A 20,072-nucleotide genomic window follows, 5' to 3' on the forward strand; every position below is an offset into this window, starting at 1 on the left:
AAATCAAAAATCACAACTCACAAATCACAAATACTAAACCACAGGGCCCATTGCCCAGAGCTCAAATCAAAAATCAAAAATCACAACTCACAAATCACAAATTGAACTTAAACATCCGAAACGCTGGAACTTTGGAACATTGGAACTCTGGAACCTAATTAGTGGGAAATCAAAAATCACTGAAAATTTCCTATATCCTATTTCCAATTTCCTTTACGAGATCACGCTATGAGAGCTTAAACACATTAATTGGAAATGGGAAATCGGAAATCGGAAATCCTCATTAATGGGAAATCAGAAATCCCTGAAACTCTGAAACCCTGGAACCTTGGAACCCTGGAACCTTGGAACCCTGGAACCCTGGAACTCTGGAACTCTGGAACCTTTTAACCCCGACAACCATGATAACCCAATAATACTGTCCTTCATCCCCTGATTGTAAAATGTGTTTAAGCCCCCTGATTCATCGGACAGGATTATAAAAAGAAATCTGTAATTTTATGGTGATGAATAAGAGAACATTTACCGTAGAAGAGAAGCTGCGCATCATTGAAGAAGCCAGCGAACAGGGGGTAAAAGTCATTCTTGAGAAGTATGATCTATATCCTGCAACGTATTATTCCTGGAAGAACAAATTGGAAGCCATGGGGGAAGAGGGGCTGCAACATGGGATGACGCCCCGACACCTGAAGCGTATCAGGAAGTCAGAGAAGGAGAACTATGCATTAAAACACTTAGCCGTATCATTTCCACAACCATCAGTTTAACAATCACCTTCGGTCGTTCCTTGCTATGACAAATGTGAAACGAAAAATTTATGCATTTTTGACCATCCATATAAAATTCCGATCGATTGGGGGACAAACCAGTTTAAACATTAATTAATGATGAATTTAAATTATGAAAAATTATTTCATTACTGTACTGCTGGCATATTTCTTTTTTACGTGCGATGCTCAAACCAACCTTTCACCTGTTGATTTCTTTTCTTTAATTCAAAATCCTGAAAACATATGGACGACAGATTTAAGTATTGAGCAAGAGAAATCGATCACAGTTATTTATTATGAAATCTACATGAAGGATGCTCGCATAGGTCAGGGCTGTATATATGCCATTCAGAAAGGATTTTCTGATCAATGGGCAAAAGAAGCTATTAGTCAGCCCCAAGGTGAATGCGCTGGTAAAAAGAATTATAAACATCTCTATTATGTGAATTGTGCAGCAAAAAGTTATTTTACAAAAAATCAATCAGAATTAACAGGAAAATTTGATATTTATGTTTTCTTTGTAAATAAAGAGGACTTGGAAGGCCCTTTGGAAGAGAGTTCGGAATCTGGTACTGTTGAATATTATAATGAGAAACCTGAAAGCAAAATAATTATTTACAAATATGCATCAGGTAGCTGGATTGAAATAGAAAAACGGAAACTTGGTGATGAAGTGCCAAGAACTTTTGGGTTGAAGTATCTGAAAGAACTGGCAAGGAAAGAATTCAGAAGATAGAACCATACTTCGGAACAATATTAATAATCCTGAAGTGCAATATGCGTTTTTTTCCATCCGCTTTCATTCCGTTTCATCTGGCGTAAACCAGTTCTTGCAATAAAGGCCAGTTCGCCAAGCATTAATCCGTCTGTCCTCCAAAATTTTAGCCGGCTTCAACGTACTTATAAGTATATCAGTGCGAAAAGATTTATTTTCCCGCCGGTTTTGCAAAAAGACAAATCTTTGATAACATTGCCCATGGTTTAACGATACTGTAAACTTCTTCTATGCCGCATGAAATTCCGCTATGGTTGCTGATTGTGCTGGGTGCAGCTCTGCTGGTACAACTTTTCTGGTACGGATTTTTCTATCTGTCGGTTGCCTTTCCCCGCAAACCCAGATCCAGGGCCAAAAAACCGCCTCTGTCGGTAATCATCTGTGCCCGGAATGAAGAAAAGAACCTCCGGAAAAACATTCCGAAGATTCTGGATCAGGACTACCCTGAATTTGAAGTGGTGGTGGTGGACGACTGTTCGGAAGACAAAACCGAATTTGTACTCAGGGAATTTGCCGCACAGGATCCCCGGTTCCGCTATACCCGCATCCATAAAGACCAGAAATTCACGCATGGCAAGAAGCTGGCCCTTACCGTGGGAATCAAATCGGCCCGGCATGAGCATCTGGTGCTGACCGATGCCGACTGTTCACCTGCCAGCAAGCACTGGCTTAACGGCATGGCCCGGCACTTCCGTGAGGGAGCAGAGATCGTACTGGGGTACGGAGGATTTGTCAACCGAAAATCCCTTCTGAACAACCTGATCCGTTTTGATGCCATGTTCATTGCCCTGCAATACATGACCATGGCCCGGCGGGGTATTCCTTACATGGGAACCGGCCGCAACCTGGCCTATATCAAAAGCCTGTTCTTTGCCAATAAGGGATTCTCCTCGCACAGCCATCTGGCTTCCGGCGATGATGACCTGTTCATTAGCCAGGTAGCCACCCGTCATAATACAGCGGTTGAATACAGCCCGGAGACCCATACCCGCTCCGAAGCAAAACGGTCGTTCCGCGACTGGATCCGTCAAAAACGAAGGCATCTTACCACCTCTTCCCTGTATCCCCTTCCCGTCATCCTCCTGCTGGGAACCGAACCCCTGAGCCGGGTGGCCTTCTATCTCAGTTTTCTCGCCCTGATGATCTTTTACCCCTTTTTCTGGCCGGTACTGGCAGTTTTTGCATTACGTCTTGCAATACAAATAGTTACATACTATTATGCATCCAAACACTTTAACGAAAAACAATTATTATTAACTTCGCCTTTTTATGATTTTTTGTTACCTTACCTTTATTTGATACTTACGGTAGCCAATATAGTTAAGCCACAGCCTCAGCGATGGAGTTGAACGAGCATCTGACCGAAAAGGGACAGCAGGATTTTCACCTGGTGCAAAGAGCACTGAAAGGTGATCAGAAAGCATATGCCGACCTGCTGGATCGTTACCGCGACTCCATTTACTTCATGCTCCTGAAGATGGTGAATAATCCGAGTGATGCAGAAGACCTTACCATTGAGGCCTTCGGAAAAGCTTTCCGAAATCTGGCGCAATACACTCCCAATTTTGCTTTCAGCACATGGCTTTTCAAGATAGCCTCGAACAATGCTATTGATTTCATCAGAAAACGGCGTACCGGACATATTTCCATAGACCAGCAGACCGACGAGGCTTATGAAGGCACGCAGATTTCACTGCCCGATGACAAGCCCGATCCGGAAGAACACGTGATTCGTCAGCAGAAGATGGTGCTGATGCATGACGTCGTGTCACGGCTGAAGCCGCGCTACCGCAAGCTGATTGAACTCCGCTACTTCAATGAACTTTCGTACGAAGAAATAGCAGCCGAGCTGGACCTTCCCCTCGGGACCGTAAAGGCGCAGCTTTTCCGCGCCCGCGAACTGCTGTACCAGATTCTCCGCAATGCAGACCATAGTTTGTAAACCAGGGTTCCTTCATGGATTCAGTGGATATTCTTCTCACGTATTTCCCGGAGCTTACCGACGTTCAGAAAGAAACATTCCGGGCGATGGGGCCCTTTTATGAAAGCTGGAACGCGAAAATCAATGTTATATCGCGCAACGACATTGCGTTTCTGTACCAACGGCACATTCTTCATTCTCTGGCCATAGCGCGCTTTGTCAGCTTTGCCCCGGGAACGGAGGTACTGGATCTGGGCACCGGCGGAGGCTTTCCCGGGATTCCGCTGGCCATTTTCTTCCCCCGTGTTCATTTTGTCCTGCTCGATTCCGTAAAAAAGAAGATCAACATTGTTACCCGCGCAATTGCCGAGCTGAACATTCCGAATGCGGAACCTTTATGCCTGCGGGCCGAAGAATGGAAAGGACAGGTCGATTTTGTGGTCTCCCGCGCCGTTGCCCCTTTACATCAACTGGTTAAGCTTACCGGGAAAATGATCCGTCCCGGAAATCGCAGTAGCCTGCCCAACGGATTAATCTGCCTGAAAGGAGGAGACCTGGAAAAGGAAATCAGGGAAGCCGGCAGGGATGTGGTTCAGAAAGTTATAACCGACTGGTTTCCTGAAGATTTTTTTGCCGGAAAGAAAGTGCTTCATGTGAGTGCCTCTGCACTGCTTAAGAAACAATAGTTTCCGGTTACCCATCAGATTTTTTTGCATATTTCCACTTTTTCCCTACTTTTGCACTCTCGTTGAGATTTTGTAATCAGTTCACAGACAATAACCATTTAAAAATACTGTCATGAAGAGGACATTTCAGCCCTCCAACCGGAAGAGAAGGAACAAGCATGGTTTCAGAAAGCGCATGTCGACTCACAATGGCCGCCGGGTATTAGCGGCGCGCAGGGCGAAAGGGCGGCATAAGCTCACTGTTTCCGATGAACCGAACCTTCGTGGTAAATAATTGCACTGAATATACTTATAATTCTCTGATTTAACCCTGCAAATCGTTCGGGGGGAATACAGTTTTTGACAAGGCAGGGGCGTTGCCCCTTCGCTTCACTTCCTTTCTTTAAATTAAATAGTAACAAACATGGTTTAGGTAAGGGGCTCTGCCGTAATTCTATGCATTCAGGCATTCACAACAGCCCGGGCCACCTGTTTTGCCCTGGCCCACGCGTTTTGGATTCACGTTCAGGAAATAAATTCCTTTTCAGAAACGGGATTATGCTCTTGCTCTGGCCCTTAGCAGGCCTGCGGGGGGACGTCCACGATTGGTGCGGGCTGAGGCCGGGTTGGTTATGGACGATGGTAGGTGGAACGAAAACCATTGCAACACCGGAGGTGTTGAAGAAAACGATTTTAGCGCAATGTGCCACGGAATAGCACTCTCACTGCGTTTCATTAAGGTTTGGCCGGATGCGTGCGCGCAAGGCCTAAGCACTGCAGATTAGTTCATTTTCACTCTTCATGCGCAATCCGGAATTAAACTGCAAAAAATCAGTTTCCTATTTGCATAAAAAAAATATCTTTGGCCCTTTATGTGCAAAGTATGGAAACCCTGAAACGAACAATGCGTGATTCACTGCTGGTGCGCTGGTCTGTCCTCCTGCTGGTCAGCTTTGCCATGGCAGCCAATTATTATGTGTATGATGCACTGACCCCTTTGCAGGAACGGTTGCGGGAAGTATTGCATTTCAGCGGAACCGATTTCGGAATTGTCGTGGGGTTTTATTCTTTTCCTAACACCTTTCTGCTGATGGCTGTGCTGGGGGGTATTATACTTGACCGCATCGGCATCAGGAAAACCGGCTTTGCATTTGTTTTGTTCATGGTCATCGGAGCGTGGATTACCTGGTACGGGGCTTCACCTGCTTATAACCACGGCGGTTTTGGATACCGTTTCATGGGTTCCTTTCTCCCCTCCTATTCACCGGCGGTGAAGATGATGGCGCTGGGCATGCTGTTCTTTGGCCTGGGAGCTGAAACCGGCATTGTAGCCTTTAATAAAATCATTGTCAAGTGGTTCAAAGGGAAAGAGCTTGCCCTGGCCTTTGCCATCAATCTGGGCATTGCGCGGTTCGGAACGGCACTGGCCATCAAAATTGGTCCCAGGCTGGGCGCCAGTGATTACATGCTCCCCATCTGGTTTGCTGCCGTGCTGATGACCATAGGTTTTGTGGCCTTCCTGATTTACATGCTGGCCGACTACCGGCTCGACCGGCAGACCAGCGAAAACTTCACCATCACCGCTCCCGAAGAGAAGTTTCAGTTAAGCGACGTTTCCGATCTGCTGAAAAACCCCAGCTTTCTTTTTATAGCCGCCCTCTGTGTAACCTTCTATGCCGCCTTCTTTCCGTTTCTGAAATATGCCCCCGATTTTTTCCTCAACAAATACGGTGTATCTCCTCAGACCAGCGGTGATATCACTTTCTGGCTGCCCATTGGCACCGTTTTGTTTACGCCCATATTCGGCTGGCTGGTTGATCATAAGGGGAAAGCCGCCACGCTGATGATTTTCGGCTCGCTGATTGTCATCGCCGTTCATCTGCTCTTTGCCTTTACCAGGCTGAACGCCTATGTTCTGTGCATTTTGCTGGGTATTGCCTTTTCCCTGGTTCCTGCTGCCATGTGGCCGAGCGTGGCAAAGATTGTCAGCGAGAAAAAGCTGGGAACCGCCTACGGCATGATGTTCAGCCTGCAAAACCTCGGACTTTTTGCCGTGCCCATCCTGGCAGGGCACATCATCGATACAACCAATGCCGGGAGAGCAGCCGGCACACCACTGAACTATACCTATGCCATGTTGCTCTTTGCTTCTTTCGGGCTGATAGCACTGGCATTTGCCTTCCTCCTCAAACGCGACGACCGCACGTCGGGGTATGGTCTGGAACTCCCGACCAATGCCGTACAGGAAAGGGAGAAAATCTGAAATTTCCTATCCCTGATTTCTGAAAATAATCTGCTTTCTGTCAGGGCCAACCGAAACAATGCTGATGGGAAGGTTCAGTTCCTTTTCGAGAAAGGTGATATAACCGGTAAGTTCTTTCGGGAATTCCTCCACCCTGGTCACTCCGCAAAGGTTTTCTTTCCAGGCCGGCAATTCGCGGTAAACGGGTTCGATTTCGGCATCGCTGGCATAGGGTACGCGGTCGGTAAGGTGACCGTTTACCTTATAGGCCGTACAAACCCTGATGGTATCGAAACCGCTCAGGACGTCAGCCTTCGTCATGAACAACTGGGTAACCCCGTTGAGCATGATGGCGTATTTCAGGGCCACCAGGTCGAGCCAGCCGCAACGCCGGGGCCGGCCGGTAGTGGATCCGAACTCATGTCCGCGCTTCCGCAGCTCTTCGCCGGTAGCATCGAGCAGTTCAGTGGGAAAGGGACCACTGCCCACCCTGGTACAATAAGCCTTGAAAATACCGAATACCTCTCCTATCCGCTGGGGAGCAATGCCAAGGCCGGTGCAGGCTCCTGCGCAGATGGTGCTGGAAGATGTAACAAAGGGGTAGGAACCAAAATCTATATCGAGCATAGTACCCTGGGCTCCTTCGGCCAGGACCTTTTTCCCCTTGCTCAGAAATTCATTGATAACATATTCGCTGTCAACAAGTGCAAACCTCCGGATGGCCTCAATACCCCGGAACCATTGCTCTTCGGCTTCTTCCAGGTTGTAGGAAAAATCATACTGCCTGAGGATATCCTTGTGTTTGTTCCGGAGAAAATGGTAGCGCTCCGTAAAATCGTCCCGCTCGAGGTCGCCGACGCGGATTCCGTTTCGCCCGGTTTTATCCATATAAGTAGGGCCGATGCCTTTGAGGGTGGAACCAATCTTCGATACGCCCTTTGCCGCTTCGGAGGCAGCATCCAGCACCCGGTGGGTGGGAAGAATAAGATGGGCCTTGCGGGAAATGAGAAGATGATCCTTTACATTCACCCCGAGCTTTTCAATGGCCTGCACCTCTTCCATAAAAACCACCGGGTCCATGACAACCCCGTTTCCAATCAGGTTAACTTTGCCCGGATGGAATATTCCGGATGGTATGCTGTGCAGAACATGCTTGATCTCGTTGAATTCGAGGGAGTGGCCTGCATTGGGCCCGCCCTGAAACCTGGCGATGACATCATAACCGGGAGTGAGAACATCCACGATCTTTCCTTTGCCTTCGTCACCCCACTGAAGGCCGAGTAAAACATCAACTTTCATTTAATCAGGTAATTGAAAAATTTGCAAAAAACCTTCCGAAGATACAACAATTTGCGACAAAAATGCCCTTGCGCTGAACGGATTCTTTTTCTGAAATAAATGCTTCTAAGGCCTCTGTTTCCGGGATTCAGCCGTAATCAGGCCAATGCCCAGATGCACTTTACCCAAACTACTTTGCGGTGAAGGGTTGCACCGAAGTTTTTCATAGCCGCCAACCAATTTTTGGTATGCTAAAAAACACCCTTTGTTAAAATGCTGATAATCTGTGACGAACGAAACGCATTTTCTGACGAAAGAATCAAACGGCCAAAACTGATTATCTTTGTCAATTGCACAAAAACCAAAGCTAACCTGTATGGCAATAAAAAAACAGATTCTGGAGCTAAAGAAGCGCCGCGAAGCCGTACTTGCGGGCGGGGATGAGAAGGCCATTGAAAAGCAGCGTGCCATGGGCAAACTGCTGGCACGTGACCGCATCAATGCCCTGCTCGACAAGGGTTCATTTACCGAATACGACATGTTTGTTGAGCACGAAGCGCGTGACTTCGACATGGCCGGGAAGGTTCTGCACGGCGACGGGGTTATTGTAGGCACCGGAACCATTTTCGGTTCTCCTGTGTGCATTTTTGCCCAGGACTTTACCGTGGCCGGTGGTTCCCTGGGGATGATGCATGCCCGGAAGATCACAAAAATCATGGATCATGCCCTGAAGATGAAAGTACCCCTCATCGGTATCAACGATTCGGGGGGAGCCCGTATTCAGGAAGGGGTTAATTCACTGGCCGGATACGGAGAGATCTTTTTCCGCAACACCCTCGCCTCAGGCGTAATTCCGCAGATTTCGGTCATCCTCGGGCCTTGTGCCGGAGGGGCTGTTTATTCTCCTGCCCTCACCGATTTTGTTTTTGTGGTTGACAAGATTTCCAAAATGTTCATCACCGGGCCGGAAGTTATCAAAACGGTGCTGGGGGAAGAAATATCAATGGAAGACCTTGGCGGGGCAAAGGTACACGCCGAAATATCGGGCAATGCCCATTTTTATGCGAAGTCGGAAGAAGAATGCTTTGAACAGATCAAGAAACTTCTTTCGTTCATACCGGCCAACAATACGCGGAAGGCGAAGCCCTTTCCGCCGCGTCCGCCGAAACCCGAATACGACATTGACCGCATTGTCCCTTCCGATCCTACCCAGCCTTACGATGTGCGGGATGTGATACGCGCCATAGTGGATGATTCCGATTTCTTCGAAATCCAGGAGCATTATGCCGCTAACCTGGTAATAGGCTTCGGACGTATGAACGGAGAAACCGTAGGTTTTGTGGCCAACCAGCCTCTGGTGCTGGCCGGCGTGCTGGATGTCGACTCATCCGATAAGGCTGCCCGCTTCATCCGGTACTGCGATGCCTTCAATATTCCCATTGTGACCTTCGTTGACCTGCCGGGGTACCTGCCCGGGGTAAACCAGGAACACATGGGAGTTATCCGCCACGGAGCCAAGGTGTTGTATGCCTACAGCGAAGCTACCGTGCCGAAGCTGACGGTTATTTTGCGGAAAGCGTACGGCGGAGGCTACATTGCCATGGGTTCGCGGCACCTGCGGGCCGACTTCGTATTCGCCTGGCCAACTGCCGAAATTGCCGTTATGGGGCCTGAAGGAGCTGCCAACATCATCTTCCGCAAAGAAATCATGTCGGCACCCGACCCGGAAAAAATGCGCAAACAGAAAGTTAAGGAATACAAGGAAAAGTTTGCGAATCCTTATGTGGCCGCCGCCAAAGGATACATTGATTCGGTGATTGAACCCGGGGAAACCCGTAAACTTCTCCTTCATGCCATCGATGTGTCGAGGCAGAAATTCATTGCCGGACCGCAGAAAAAACACGGAGTTCCACCCTTCTGAAAATATCCGGAACTATGGAAGAACAGAATGCTGCATTGTCCCAGGCTGAGAGTGAAAAAAGCCGGGATCCATTCAGGACGCTCGTTCTGGAGGGCACACGATACAAAACCCTGTACAACAAAAAGTTTGAGCTTTTGTCGCCCTGGCAGAAGCCCGATCCCAAAAAAATGATTTCCTTCCTGCCGGGTACGGTAATAAAGGTTTTGGTGAAAAAAGGAGATAAGGTTTCAGAGGGGCAGGATCTTCTTCTTCTCGAAGCCATGAAGATGCAGAACCGGATCAAATCGGACCGGGAAGGGATCATAAAAAATGTGCTGGTAAAGGAAGGGGATAAGGTGCCGAAGGGGGTTGTGATGATTGAATTTCGGTGAGGTGTTCTTTTAAGCCGGCTGGTGTTTGGCGCCTTATCATCAGCACTCTTTTATCCTCTCATACTTACTGTTTCTCTCCACCGGCGTAAACCCTTCCTTCGCGATGAGGGATTCAATTTCGCGGGGGGTGAGGGACGGATGTTGTTCTTCGGCTCCTGCCATCGTGTAGATACGGGTGGAGTCGTGAATGGTTCCGTCCAGATCATCGGCACCAAAATGGAGCATCAGGGCGGCATGCTCTTTGCCGAGCATCGGCCAGTATGCCTTCAGATGAGGTATGTTGTCGAGAAAAATACGCGCCATGGCAAAGGTTTTCACCACATCGGCAAAGGAGGTTTCGCCGATCTGCGACATTTTGTTGTGTGCACTTTTGTACTTGAGCGGGATGAAGGCATAAAAGCCGGGGGTTTTATCCTGCAGTTCCCTGAGCATGAGCAGGTGGTGAATCCGGTGCTCCGGTTTTTCAATATGGCCAAACAGCATGGTAGCATTGGAGGCAATCCCCAGGCGATGGGCTGTGGCATGCACCTCCAGCCATCGTTCCCCGGTGATTTTTTCAGGGCAGATGTGTTTCCGCACCTCAGGATGGAAAATTTCCGCCCCTCCTCCCGGAATAGACTGCAGTCCGGCCTGTTTCAGTTCTGCCAGCACCTTCTCCGGTGAGGAATGGTCGCGTCGGGCCAGGTAATCAATTTCCTCGGCAGTGAGAGCCTTGATGTGCACTGAGGGAAACCGGCTTCTGATCTGCCGGAACAGTTCAGCATACCAGGCCAGGTCTTTGGACGGATGCAATCCGCCGGTTATGTGCACTTCCGTAATTCCGGGATGGTGCCCGATCCGCTCCAGAATTTCTTCCGCCGAAAAGTTCCACGCATCCCTGTCGCCTTCGTTCCGGTAATAGGAGCAGAAACGGCAGTGGCGCACACAGAGGTTGGTAGGCTCGATGTGAATATTGCGGTTGTAAAAGGCCTGATCATCGTGCCATTTTCTTCTTACGAAACCGGCCAGGGCAATGAGCAATGCAAGGCTGGATTTTTCCCACAGCAGAAGAGCCTCTTCCGGCGTAAGGCGTTCTCCGGAACATACTTTTGCGGCCGCCGGTTGCACTTCAGCAGGCAGTTCCTTGATGAGGGAAAGCAGGGTATCAGGGCAAAGTGTTGGCATAATCGAGCAATTGCTGGGCATCGGATGTTCTTCCCTGCTGGCGCCAGATGTCGGCCAGTACGAGGTAGGCCGGTTTATAGGAAGGACTCACCTCAATGGCTTTCTGCAGGTACCGTTCGGCCATATTGAGATTGTTCAGGCGGGCATAGGTAAGCCCGAGGTTAAAATAAGCCGTAACAAACTTGGGATTTACCTTTATGGTCCGTTCAAAGATCGACATGGCCTGGGTCAACTCGCGCTTTGTGAGGTAAGCAACCCCGAGCAGATTGAGGCCTTTATCATAGTCGGGGTAAATCCTGAGCAGACGTGTTGCATAGGGAATGCAACTGTCGGGCTGCTGCATTTCAACAAAACAGCGGCCCATATTCATCAGAGCTGTTTCATTGTCGGGATTGTCAGCCAGGGCAAGGTGAAAGTTTCTGCAGGCTTCCTCATAAAGGCCCTTTTCCAGCAAGCGGGTACCTTCCAGATCAGCTTTTGAGGTACGCTGTACGACAGCACATACCGGAACGCCGTCAACAGTAATGGTATGAATGGTATGGCGGGGAGGATAATACTTCTTCTTGAGCTGGTAGGGATTCAGGTAACTGCAGGCAAACACCCCGTAATCCCAGTCTGTTTCGCCTTTTTCATAGTAACGGGTGTAAACGGGCTTCACCCGGCCCTGCCTATCACGGAAGTAATACCGCAGGGAAGGCAGGAAATTGGATGCCACAATTACGGTGTCCTTTCCGTTGCTTTCCGAAGCAAGTTTTTCCCGGAGCCACAGGCTTCCCTGGCGTATGCTGTGGTAGTAATAATCCGTTTCATAATTTCCGTAAGCTCCTTTCACCCCTCCCACCAGTTCGTTATAATAGATGTATTCGAGGGGATGGTTGGCCACAATGTGCCGGAAAGGCAGAAAAAGCAGGAAGGCCGGAACGATGGAAACAAGCCAGACGACATACTTCCGCTTCAGCAAAGCATAAAGTACATTCCAGCCGATAGCCGAAGTAACGGCCAGAGGCGGAAAGACGAACAGCAGGTGGCGCCAGCTTCCGTAAACATTCGATGATTTGTTGATCACATAGGCTACCGGAAAGACCCATGCGAAGAGCAGAAGGAAGGTAAAGAGGCGGTTGTACCGTTTCAGAATCGTGCGGAAAAAAGATATATAAAGCAGCAGGCCGGCAATTACGGCAAGAGGAACAGTGATCAGAATATATTTGGGAATGTAATACCAGGGAACGTTATCAGACCAGATGTATTTCCCTTCAAAAACCTGACGGAGCGAAGCATCGAAGTTGGTCATCAGCTTGAGCGATGTCAGCACGTTCTTCACCGGATTCTGCAGGGCATAAGGCCACCAGAGGATGCCCAGGATGTATCCGGCCACAGATATCCCGACCACCCAGAGAATCAAATTTTTCATGCGCTTCATATTTTCGGCCGAAAAGAAGCTATTCCTCCGGCTGGTAACCAGAAAATACAGCCCGGCAAAAAAGGCAAAGTACACAATCTGAAGCAATCCGCCTGCCCGTATGCTGAGGGTGAAGGCAATGCCCAGAGTTAGCAGAAGGATATGCTTCCAGCGGACAAACGGGTAATTCTTAAGAAAAAGGATAATACCGTAAATTGACCATATGTAGCCGAGAGCAAAGGGAATATCCTTGGGATTGTTGAACGAGTGGCCAAGAAACACGGGTGTCAGGAACATCAGTACCATGGTAAAGATGCCGGCCCTCCATCCGGCCAGAACAGCCGCCGTTAGTCCGGCAAAAAGGATCGCCAGCCAGCCCGTGAGGGAGTTGAAAACATGCCTCCACTCATACACATGCTCTATTCCGAAGGTTTTATTGAACAAGTAGGTGAAATTGTCAAACGACTGTCCGTAATACTGGAGGCGGGTTACCGGAGTATTGAGGCAGGTTGTGTCTTTGCCAAGGGTTTTGTAAAAGTTGTATACATAGCCTGCATGCACGTAGTTCACGTCCTCATCGCCTGAAATGCCCGCATCAAGGCTGAGAAGCGGCATGATGACGAACAGGAGAGCTGTTAGTGCCACGAAAAGCAACCGATACAGGGAGGATTCGCTGTGGGGCAGAAAAGGAAAGGCTTTCTTTTTTCGTTCCGACCAGGGAAGGGTGACGTACCACTTCCAGAAACCCTTCCAACCCGAAAAGGCATGCTGTTTCTTTCTGCTCTCCGGCACGGCAAACGGATCCGGCTGATTGAAGCGGACCGGACTGACCTCCCCGTCAATTTTCCGGCAGAACTCCGTGAGGCTTCCGGCCGTAAAAGGTTCGCCTTTCAGTGTTTCCGAAAGATACAGACCAAAATCAACCGGAAGAAGGACAAAAGGAATTCCGTTGCGCCCGGAGTGGTGAAAGAAATCGGTGTCAGAAAATGCAGGAAGCCAGACGGCCTTATCGCGTCCGGGGCTGTAGGTTTTGAAGGACAATACTTCCGCCAGCTGAAAAGGGCGGGACATCCACTGCGGGAAAAGCACTGCGGCAAAACGGGTGTTCGCCTTTTCCAGCCCCTGATGGACCAGTTGCCATAGATCGGAATGTCCGGAATGAACCTCTGTACGAAAAAAACGGGAATATACCGGTAGCGAAAGAAGGGCACTTTCTGCATCACCGGCACCCGGAGCGAAAACACTCACAACCGGAAGGGAAGAAACGCCGCGTTCCGGGATTTTCGCCAGCGATTCGCCCAGAACGGACATACCGGAAAACGGTCCGGGGAAAATCAGCACCAGTGTAATTTCCTGACCATCATCTTTACCCTGTTGTATCTTTTTACCCGTTTGTTTAGCCATGTTGCATGATATTATGTTACAACCACAACAAATGTTCAGGGAACCGGATTACCCTGCCGTTCTGCTTTCCGGATGCCGGAAATTCGCCGGTGGTATTTTCTCCACAGGGTCAACAATTCCGGCAGCATGCGCATCAGGTCCTTCGGCCTGATCCGTGTATCTCCGTCATCAACCCAAACGGAAAGGGGCAATTCGCAGACCGTTTTCAGGGTTGTCTGATACCCTGAAAGGAGGATATAGCGCCCTAAAATTTCCACGTCGAAAATCCAGCGGCTGAGGAAAGGTTCGCTGAAAATTTTCTCTGCGACCTCTGTTCTGAAGATTTTCGCCCCGCACTGGGAGTCATAAACGGGAATCTGCAGGGTGTGCGACACCAGCGAGGCAAAAATTCTTCCGAAAACGTGCCTCAGCCAGTTCCGTTCAATATGCGATCCCAGCCGTTTTACGCGACTTCCGAAAACCATGGATGTTCCGGGCCTGCTTTCAAAAAGGGCCGTCATTTCATGGATGGTTGGCAGGGGTGTGGACAGGTCGGCGTCAAAAAATCCCACCAGCGGGGGATGAAAATGTTCGGCGGCGTAAAGGATTCCGGCTCTCACAGCCGCGGCCTTGCCTTTGTTTTCTTCGAGAATGAGCAATTCCGCCTTTCCGGGGAATTGTTCCGTGAGTTCTTTCAGCAGGGTGGCCGTGGCGTCCCTGCTTCCGTCGTCGACAAACAGAAGCAGGGTATCCTGTTCCTGCGCCAGGAAAACCTCAAACTGATATTTCCGGAGCCGGCGGGCTTCGTTATAACATGGAACAACAATTACTGTCTGCGGCATACGGCAATACATGACAGGCCTGGCAGCCTGATGCCAAAGATACGTAAAAAGCGGGCCAGGGCAACATCGGCCAGCAGAAAAAAGACGATCAGCCTGTCTGCCACGGGATGGGATTTCCATCCGCCGATTCCTGTCATCTGCGACTCGTCAGGTTTTCTGAAGGCCTGAAGAACCTTCTGAACCGCTCGGGCCAGAAAAAGGGAAAAGAACAGATACCCGGAATCAACAGGTTCCAGGCCGGCCTGCTTCAGTGCGGCATGCAACGACCGCAGGGTATAACGCCTGTAATGCCCCAGCCAGGTATCATGAATGGTAAACAGCCCGGGATATGCCGGTACCGTAATCAGAAACACCGTATCGTTGCCAATCTGCGGGAGGCTGGCTATCTGACCGAGAAAAGCGGCATCATCACTGATGTGCTCAATGACGTCAAGCAGCAGAACAGCAGAAGGAGCAGACAGCTCAGGAGGAAGCTCGCCGGCAGACCGGTACAGCCTGACGGAAGAGTTCCCTATTCTTTCGGTATATTCGGTAAGCAGTTGATCGTCAAAAGCAGTATCTACCCCGTAAAACTGGGTGCCGGGAAAATCGCGGGCAAGCTGTTCCATCACAAAAGCATCTCCGCATCCGATATCCACCACTGAAACGGGCGAAGGCACATGCCGGAGCAGGTACTTCTCAACAATTTTCACCCGTGCCAGTTCCCATGGATGACGACCCGCTGTCCCCCTGGCCGATCCTGCCCGATGCTCTTTAATATCCATTTACTTGATCTTCAGCTTCTTTTTCCCTTCCCCCTCGTCAGCATAGCCGTAAATGTAAAGGGAATGGTGCGACGGGCGGAAATTGTTCATCTCGCAGGCAGTCTTTATGATTTCCTGGATGCGGGGATCACAGAACTCAATCACCTGGCCGGTTTTGATATCAATCAGATGGTCGTGCTGAATGCACTGATAAGCTTTTTCAAACTGGGCAATATTCTTTCCGAACTGATGCCTCACCACCAGACCGCAGTCGAGCAGAAGTTCAATGGTATTGTAAATGGTGGCTCTGCTGACCCGGTAATTTTTATTCTTCATAAAAATGTAGAGTGACTCTACGTCAAAATGGCCGACGCGGGTATAAATTTCATCCAGGATGGCAAAGCGCTCCGGAGTTTTGCGGTGTCCCTTCTTTTCGAGGTAATCGGTGAAGATTTTTCGTACGGTTTCCCGGGTGTCGTCCTGGATCATAATTAGACTAATTAAGAATAAGATGAGGCTAAGATATAACTTTTTTTAATAAGAGAAGGTTACTTTGTTTCCGTTTCGGTATTTTCCACACGGCTCACTTTTTCGACACCTTTGATTTTGATGAGGTTCATGATGAGGTTGTTCAGGTCGGCCGTATTGTGTACATACAGGTCGATGGTTCCTTCAAAGATGCCGTCGTGGCTGGAAAGGTTGATGGTTCGGATGTTGACATTCAGTTCCTTGGAGATGACGGTAGTGATGGAATTGTACACACCAAACCGGTCAATGCCCTGCAGGCTGATGCGGACGAGGAAGGAATGGATCTTGTGGGTGGTCCATTTGGCAGGGACAATCCTGTTGGCCTGGCTGGAAAGCAGTTTGATGGCCACAGGGCATTTGGCCTTATGCACAATGAGGGTATGGCTTGGACTGAGGTAGCCGACCACATCGTCGCCAGGGATCGGATTACAGCAATGGGCAATGACATACGGCTGTTCCTGATCGTCGGTGGTTTCACGAAGGAGGATGGGGGAGTCCTTGCCCGGTTTTTTGTCTCCTTCTTCTGAACTGCTTTCCTTATCCTTGTCGGGTTTACGCAGGCCGAACTGCAGTTCCCAGTAACGGATCCACTTGTTGCGGGTATTCTTTTTGAGGATGGTTGGCAGGTCTTCGAGGCTGATGATGCCGAGGCCGATTTTCGAGTACAGTTCGTCTTTTGAATTCACCTCATAAGCCGGAAGCAATTTGCGGAAGATGCGGGAACTGGGATGCAGGTTCATTTCCTTTAACCGTTCTTCGAGCATTTCCTTTCCTTTTTCAAGCCGGTTGCGTGCTTCGGCTTTCAGGGCTTGTTTGATGCTGGCCTTGGCCTTGGCGGTAATCACAAAATCGAGCCATTCGCGCTGGGGTTTGGCCTTGTCGGAGGTAATAATTTCCACCTGGTCGCCGCTTTTGAGGACATGGTTCAGGGGCACCAGGCGGTAATTCACCTTGGCACCGATGGCCTTGTTGCCAATATGGCTATGGATGTCATAGGCAAAATCAAGGGCTGTGGAATCCTTGGGCAGGTTTCGTATTTCGCCTTTGGGTGTAAAAACAAGAATTTCCGATGCAAACAGGTTGAGTTTGAAGTCGTCGAGAAACTCCAGTGCATCTCCCTGGGGATTTTCTAAGGTTTCGCGTATTTTCTTAATCCATTTATCCAGCTCGCTCTCCTGGGCACTCATACCCTTGTATTTCCAGTGCGCGGCAAACCCCCTTTCGGCGATCTCATCCATCCTCCGGCTGCGGATCTGCACTTCCACCCATCTTCCCTCCGGGCCCATTACCGTAACATGAAGTGCCTCATACCCGTTGGCCTTGGGCGTGCTTACCCAGTCCCTAATCCTGTCGGGCTTTGGCGGATAAATGTCGGTGATGATGGAATAGATATTCCAGCACTGGTTTTTTTCAGGAATGTCGGGCACAGGGTCAAAAACAAGCCTGATGGCAAAAAGGTCGTAGATTTCTTCAAAAGGCACCCCCTTGGTCTGCATTTTGTTCCAGATGGAATAGATCGACTTGGGCCTTCCGGAAATGTCGAAGCTGATTCCCTGCTGGGTAAGACGGTCGATGATGGGCAGGGAAAAGATGTTGATGAAATGCTGACGCTTTTTTTCGTCATCCCTGAGCTTACGTTCGATTTCCTCGTACACCTTGGGATAACTGTACTTAAGGCTGAGGTCTTCCAGTTCGGTTTTGATGGCGTACAATCCCAGCCTGTGTGCCAGAGGGGCAAAGAGATAAAGGGTTTCGCCCGCGATCTTGATCTGCTTGCTGGGCGGCAGGGCATTCAGGGTGCGCATATTGTGCAGGCGGTCGGCCAGCTTGATAAGGATCACCCGCACGTCGTCGCTCAGGGTGAGGAGCATTTTACGGAAATTTTCGGCCTGCAGGCTTGAATTCTTGTCGAAAACCCCCGATATTTTGGTAAGGCCGTCAACGATGGATGCTATTTTATCTCCGAACTGGAAGCGGATTTCATCGAGGGTAATTTCCGTATCTTCCACCACATCGTGCAGGAGAGCACTCACCACCGATTTGGTGCCCAGACCAATTTCATAGGCACAGATTTTGGCAACGGCAATGGGGTGCAGGATGTAGGGTTCCCCCGACTTCCTGCGCATATTTTTATGGGCTTCGTAAGCAATACGGAATGCTTTCCGGATGAGTTCCTGGTCCTCAGCTGTATCGCACCGGAAACACTTTTTCAGCAGATCATCAAATTCCTGCTGGATGAGTTTTTTTTCCTCGTCCGTCAACCCGCTTATCTGCTGTACAAGCATACGTTACTTTCTCCTGCAAAAAGACAAAGATAATCCCAAATTCGTCAATTGAAAAATCAATTGACGAATCGACTAACAAAATCTAATCAGATTTTATAAGTCGGGATTATCTCGATAAGTCAATAGAAACAAGTTGTTTAAATGTTTTTTGTGTTTCTATTGACTAATCTCGGATAATGCAAAAGAAGTAAGGATGATACGAAGGGAAATCATTTTCACGGCTCAGATGCTCCGGGGTTTGTCTGGGTGCCCGTCAGGTTATTTTTTCAGAATCAGCACCAGGCTTCCGTATTCTTCCTTTGTCCTGCCGGTTTCATCGGTGTAACGCATGTACCAAAGATAAGTTCCTGCCCGGATACTGCCGCCGGGGTCTCGTCCGTTCCAGCGCACCGAAGGGTCGCTGGTTTCAAACACCTTTCTTCCGCCGGCATCAGAAATGATCAGATGGAATTTTCCGGGCAGAATGTCGAAAACGGGGCCGAACTCATCGTTTATGCCATCTCCGTCGGGTGTGAATGCATTGGGCATGCGGTAATCGGACGAGAAGCCCGCACAGGCCGTATTGGACCAGGATACACCCCTTACACCATAGGGATTTCCGGAAGCCTCCTCTGCCCGAATTACATAACAGACGTTTCCCTTTATTCCCTGACCGGCAAGCACATCGCGGCTTTCAACATAGGTTGTATCGGGGGGATAGACGGTTCCTACGCGGATATAACTGCCTTCACTGGAAACACGATAGATGGCATATTCTCCCGTTCCTGCCCTGTATCCGTAAGGCGGATTCCAGGAAAGAAAGGCTCCTCCCTGCTTTCCTGAAACTGTCAAGGCCACCGTAGTGGCGGGATTGGAAGACACCTGCACCGAGCGGCAGGCATTTACCGAAGCAAGCACATATTTCCAGGGCCGATCTGTGCCGGGAGGCGTGTCCTCTGCCTGAAGTTGCCCTCCGGCAGGCCATGAAAACTGGCGAAGTTCCGTTTCTGCTCCACCTCCGGCCGGCGATCGGTACAACAGATAGTTGACACTGTCTCCGTCGGAACTGATATGAAAGCTGAGCAGCACCTTCCCTTCCGATGTTACCGAGGCATAATCGGCGTTCATCCAGGATGGCTGGGGCAAAACGTGGGAATACAGGCATGCCATGTTGCTCCGGGCTGTGAGGCCGCCGGTATGCCGGGCTTCCACATAAAAGCAAACCCTCCTGTTCCGGCTTACGGTGTCAGACCAGGTTCCTGCATTGCCTTGCAGGGATGGAGAAGGAATCCGGTTGCTGCCATAGGATTTCATTACCGTGTAATGAACGCTGTCATCGGGCCACGCCGGGTAGCCGGTCCACACAAGTCCGGCGGTTACGGTGCAGGAATCGAATTCTGCCGATAAATAGCAGGTGGTGTGGATGTTGCTCAGCGGACTGTTATTCCCCGACGAATCCACGGCAACCAGACGAAACGAAACGGCTCTGAAACGGACATCGGACAGCTTTACCCTGTATGCAGAATCAAGGGCGCTGAAGGAAGTATCGGCCGGGCGCCAACCGACAGAAGCACCATAATACACCACATACAATTCGACATCCTGTGAAGGGCTTCTCTCCCAGCAAAGCTGAACGCTGTCGGTGCCGGGTATGACATCTGCCAGCAAAAGACGGGGAGAAAGGGGTTTAATGGTATCGGGCTGTGCCTTCAGAGAAGATAACAGCAGGAACTGCAGAATGACAAGTCCTGCAAGTCCTTTCAGCCATTTCTTCCTGTAATGCATAAACGAAGCAGAAAATCGTCC

At 49.6% G+C, this 20,072-nt stretch carries 17 protein-coding genes; 9 read left to right on the forward strand and 8 right to left on the reverse strand.

The genetic code is table 11. The annotated features are described in order from the left end of the window. Positions 1–506: 506 nt before the first annotated feature. The 7 genes from GX419_06745 (at position 507) to GX419_06775 (ending at position 6,394) form a co-directional block, all read left to right on the forward strand. Positions 507–767 (forward strand): transposase, encoded by a 261-nt coding sequence (locus GX419_06745; protein ID NLI24382.1) that lies wholly within the window; start codon positions 507–509, stop codon positions 765–767. A 133-nt stretch (positions 768–900) separates the two neighbouring features. Beyond that, a complete protein-coding gene (locus GX419_06750) occupies positions 901–1,506 on the forward strand; it encodes a hypothetical protein (protein NLI24383.1) in 606 nt (201 codons plus the stop codon). 269 nt (positions 1,507–1,775) lie between these two features. Beyond that, on the forward strand, positions 1,776–2,894 hold the full coding sequence (locus tag GX419_06755) for a glycosyltransferase (GenBank protein NLI24384.1): 1,119 nt from the start codon (positions 1,776–1,778) through the stop codon (positions 2,892–2,894). Beyond that, positions 2,885–3,487: a sigma-70 family RNA polymerase sigma factor gene (locus GX419_06760; GenBank protein ID NLI24385.1), complete on the forward strand. Its 603-nt coding sequence runs from the start codon at positions 2,885–2,887 to the stop codon at positions 3,485–3,487. Before GX419_06755 ends, GX419_06760 begins: the two co-directional genes overlap by 10 nt. Before the next feature lie 23 nt (positions 3,488–3,510). Then, positions 3,511–4,152: a 16S rRNA (guanine(527)-N(7))-methyltransferase RsmG gene (gene rsmG, locus GX419_06765; GenBank protein NLI24386.1), complete on the forward strand. Its 642-nt coding sequence runs from the start codon at positions 3,511–3,513 to the stop codon at positions 4,150–4,152. 112 nt (positions 4,153–4,264) lie between these two features. After that, on the forward strand, positions 4,265–4,426 hold the full coding sequence (rpmH, locus tag GX419_06770; protein ID NLI24387.1) for a 50S ribosomal protein L34: 162 nt from the start codon (positions 4,265–4,267) through the stop codon (positions 4,424–4,426). A gap of 609 nt (positions 4,427–5,035) precedes the next feature. After that, the gene (locus GX419_06775; GenBank protein NLI24388.1) at positions 5,036–6,394 is read left to right on the forward strand and encodes a major facilitator superfamily domain-containing protein 1; all 1,359 of its coding nucleotides are present in this window, start codon (positions 5,036–5,038) and stop codon (positions 6,392–6,394) included. 6 nt (positions 6,395–6,400) lie between these two features. Here GX419_06775 and GX419_06780 read toward each other — a convergent pair whose 3' ends face one another. Further along, positions 6,401–7,672 (reverse strand): adenylosuccinate synthase, encoded by a 1,272-nt coding sequence (locus tag GX419_06780; GenBank protein NLI24389.1) that lies wholly within the window; start codon positions 7,670–7,672, stop codon positions 6,401–6,403. Between the two features lie 355 nt (positions 7,673–8,027). Here GX419_06780 and GX419_06785 point away from each other — a divergent pair, with 355 nt between their 5' ends. Both GX419_06785 and GX419_06790 read left to right on the forward strand, forming a co-directional pair. After that, positions 8,028–9,572: an acyl-CoA carboxylase subunit beta gene (locus GX419_06785; protein ID NLI24390.1), complete on the forward strand. Its 1,545-nt coding sequence runs from the start codon at positions 8,028–8,030 to the stop codon at positions 9,570–9,572. A 14-nt stretch (positions 9,573–9,586) separates the two neighbouring features. Beyond that, a complete protein-coding gene (locus GX419_06790) occupies positions 9,587–9,943 on the forward strand; it encodes an acetyl-CoA carboxylase biotin carboxyl carrier protein subunit (GenBank protein NLI24391.1) in 357 nt (118 codons plus the stop codon). Positions 9,944–9,982: 39 nt separating this feature from the next. Here the strand turns inward: GX419_06790 and GX419_06795 are convergent, their stop codons facing one another. The 7 genes from GX419_06795 to GX419_06825 all read right to left on the reverse strand — a co-directional run bounded on the left by GX419_06795 (position 9,983) and on the right by GX419_06825 (position 20,051). Then, the gene (locus GX419_06795; GenBank protein ID NLI24392.1) at positions 9,983–11,107 is read right to left on the reverse strand and encodes a CofH family radical SAM protein; all 1,125 of its coding nucleotides are present in this window, start codon (positions 11,105–11,107) and stop codon (positions 9,983–9,985) included. Beyond that, a complete protein-coding gene (locus GX419_06800) occupies positions 11,088–13,910 on the reverse strand; it encodes a tetratricopeptide repeat protein (GenBank protein ID NLI24393.1) in 2,823 nt (940 codons plus the stop codon). The genes GX419_06795 and GX419_06800 overlap by 20 nt, the downstream gene beginning before the upstream one ends. A gap of 35 nt (positions 13,911–13,945) precedes the next feature. Further along, entirely contained in the window at positions 13,946–14,731 is a 786-nt protein-coding gene (locus GX419_06805; protein NLI24394.1) for a glycosyltransferase, read from the reverse strand. Then, a complete protein-coding gene (locus GX419_06810) occupies positions 14,716–15,495 on the reverse strand; it encodes a class I SAM-dependent methyltransferase (protein NLI24395.1) in 780 nt (259 codons plus the stop codon). The genes GX419_06805 and GX419_06810 overlap by 16 nt, the downstream gene beginning before the upstream one ends. Continuing rightward, entirely contained in the window at positions 15,496–15,963 is a 468-nt protein-coding gene (locus tag GX419_06815; GenBank protein NLI24396.1) for a transcriptional repressor, read from the reverse strand. Positions 15,964–16,022: 59 nt separating this feature from the next. Beyond that, positions 16,023–18,287, reverse strand: coding sequence for a bifunctional (p)ppGpp synthetase/guanosine-3',5'-bis(diphosphate) 3'-pyrophosphohydrolase (locus tag GX419_06820; protein NLI24397.1), 2,265 nt, complete (start codon positions 18,285–18,287; stop codon positions 16,023–16,025). A 258-nt stretch (positions 18,288–18,545) separates the two neighbouring features. Then, on the reverse strand, positions 18,546–20,051 hold the full coding sequence (locus tag GX419_06825) for a hypothetical protein (protein NLI24398.1): 1,506 nt from the start codon (positions 20,049–20,051) through the stop codon (positions 18,546–18,548). Positions 20,052–20,072 lie beyond the last annotated feature (21 nt).

The sequence above is a fragment of the Bacteroidales bacterium genome (assembly GCA_012517825.1).
Lineage (GTDB): Bacteria > Bacteroidota > Bacteroidia > Bacteroidales > JAAYUG01 > JAAYUG01.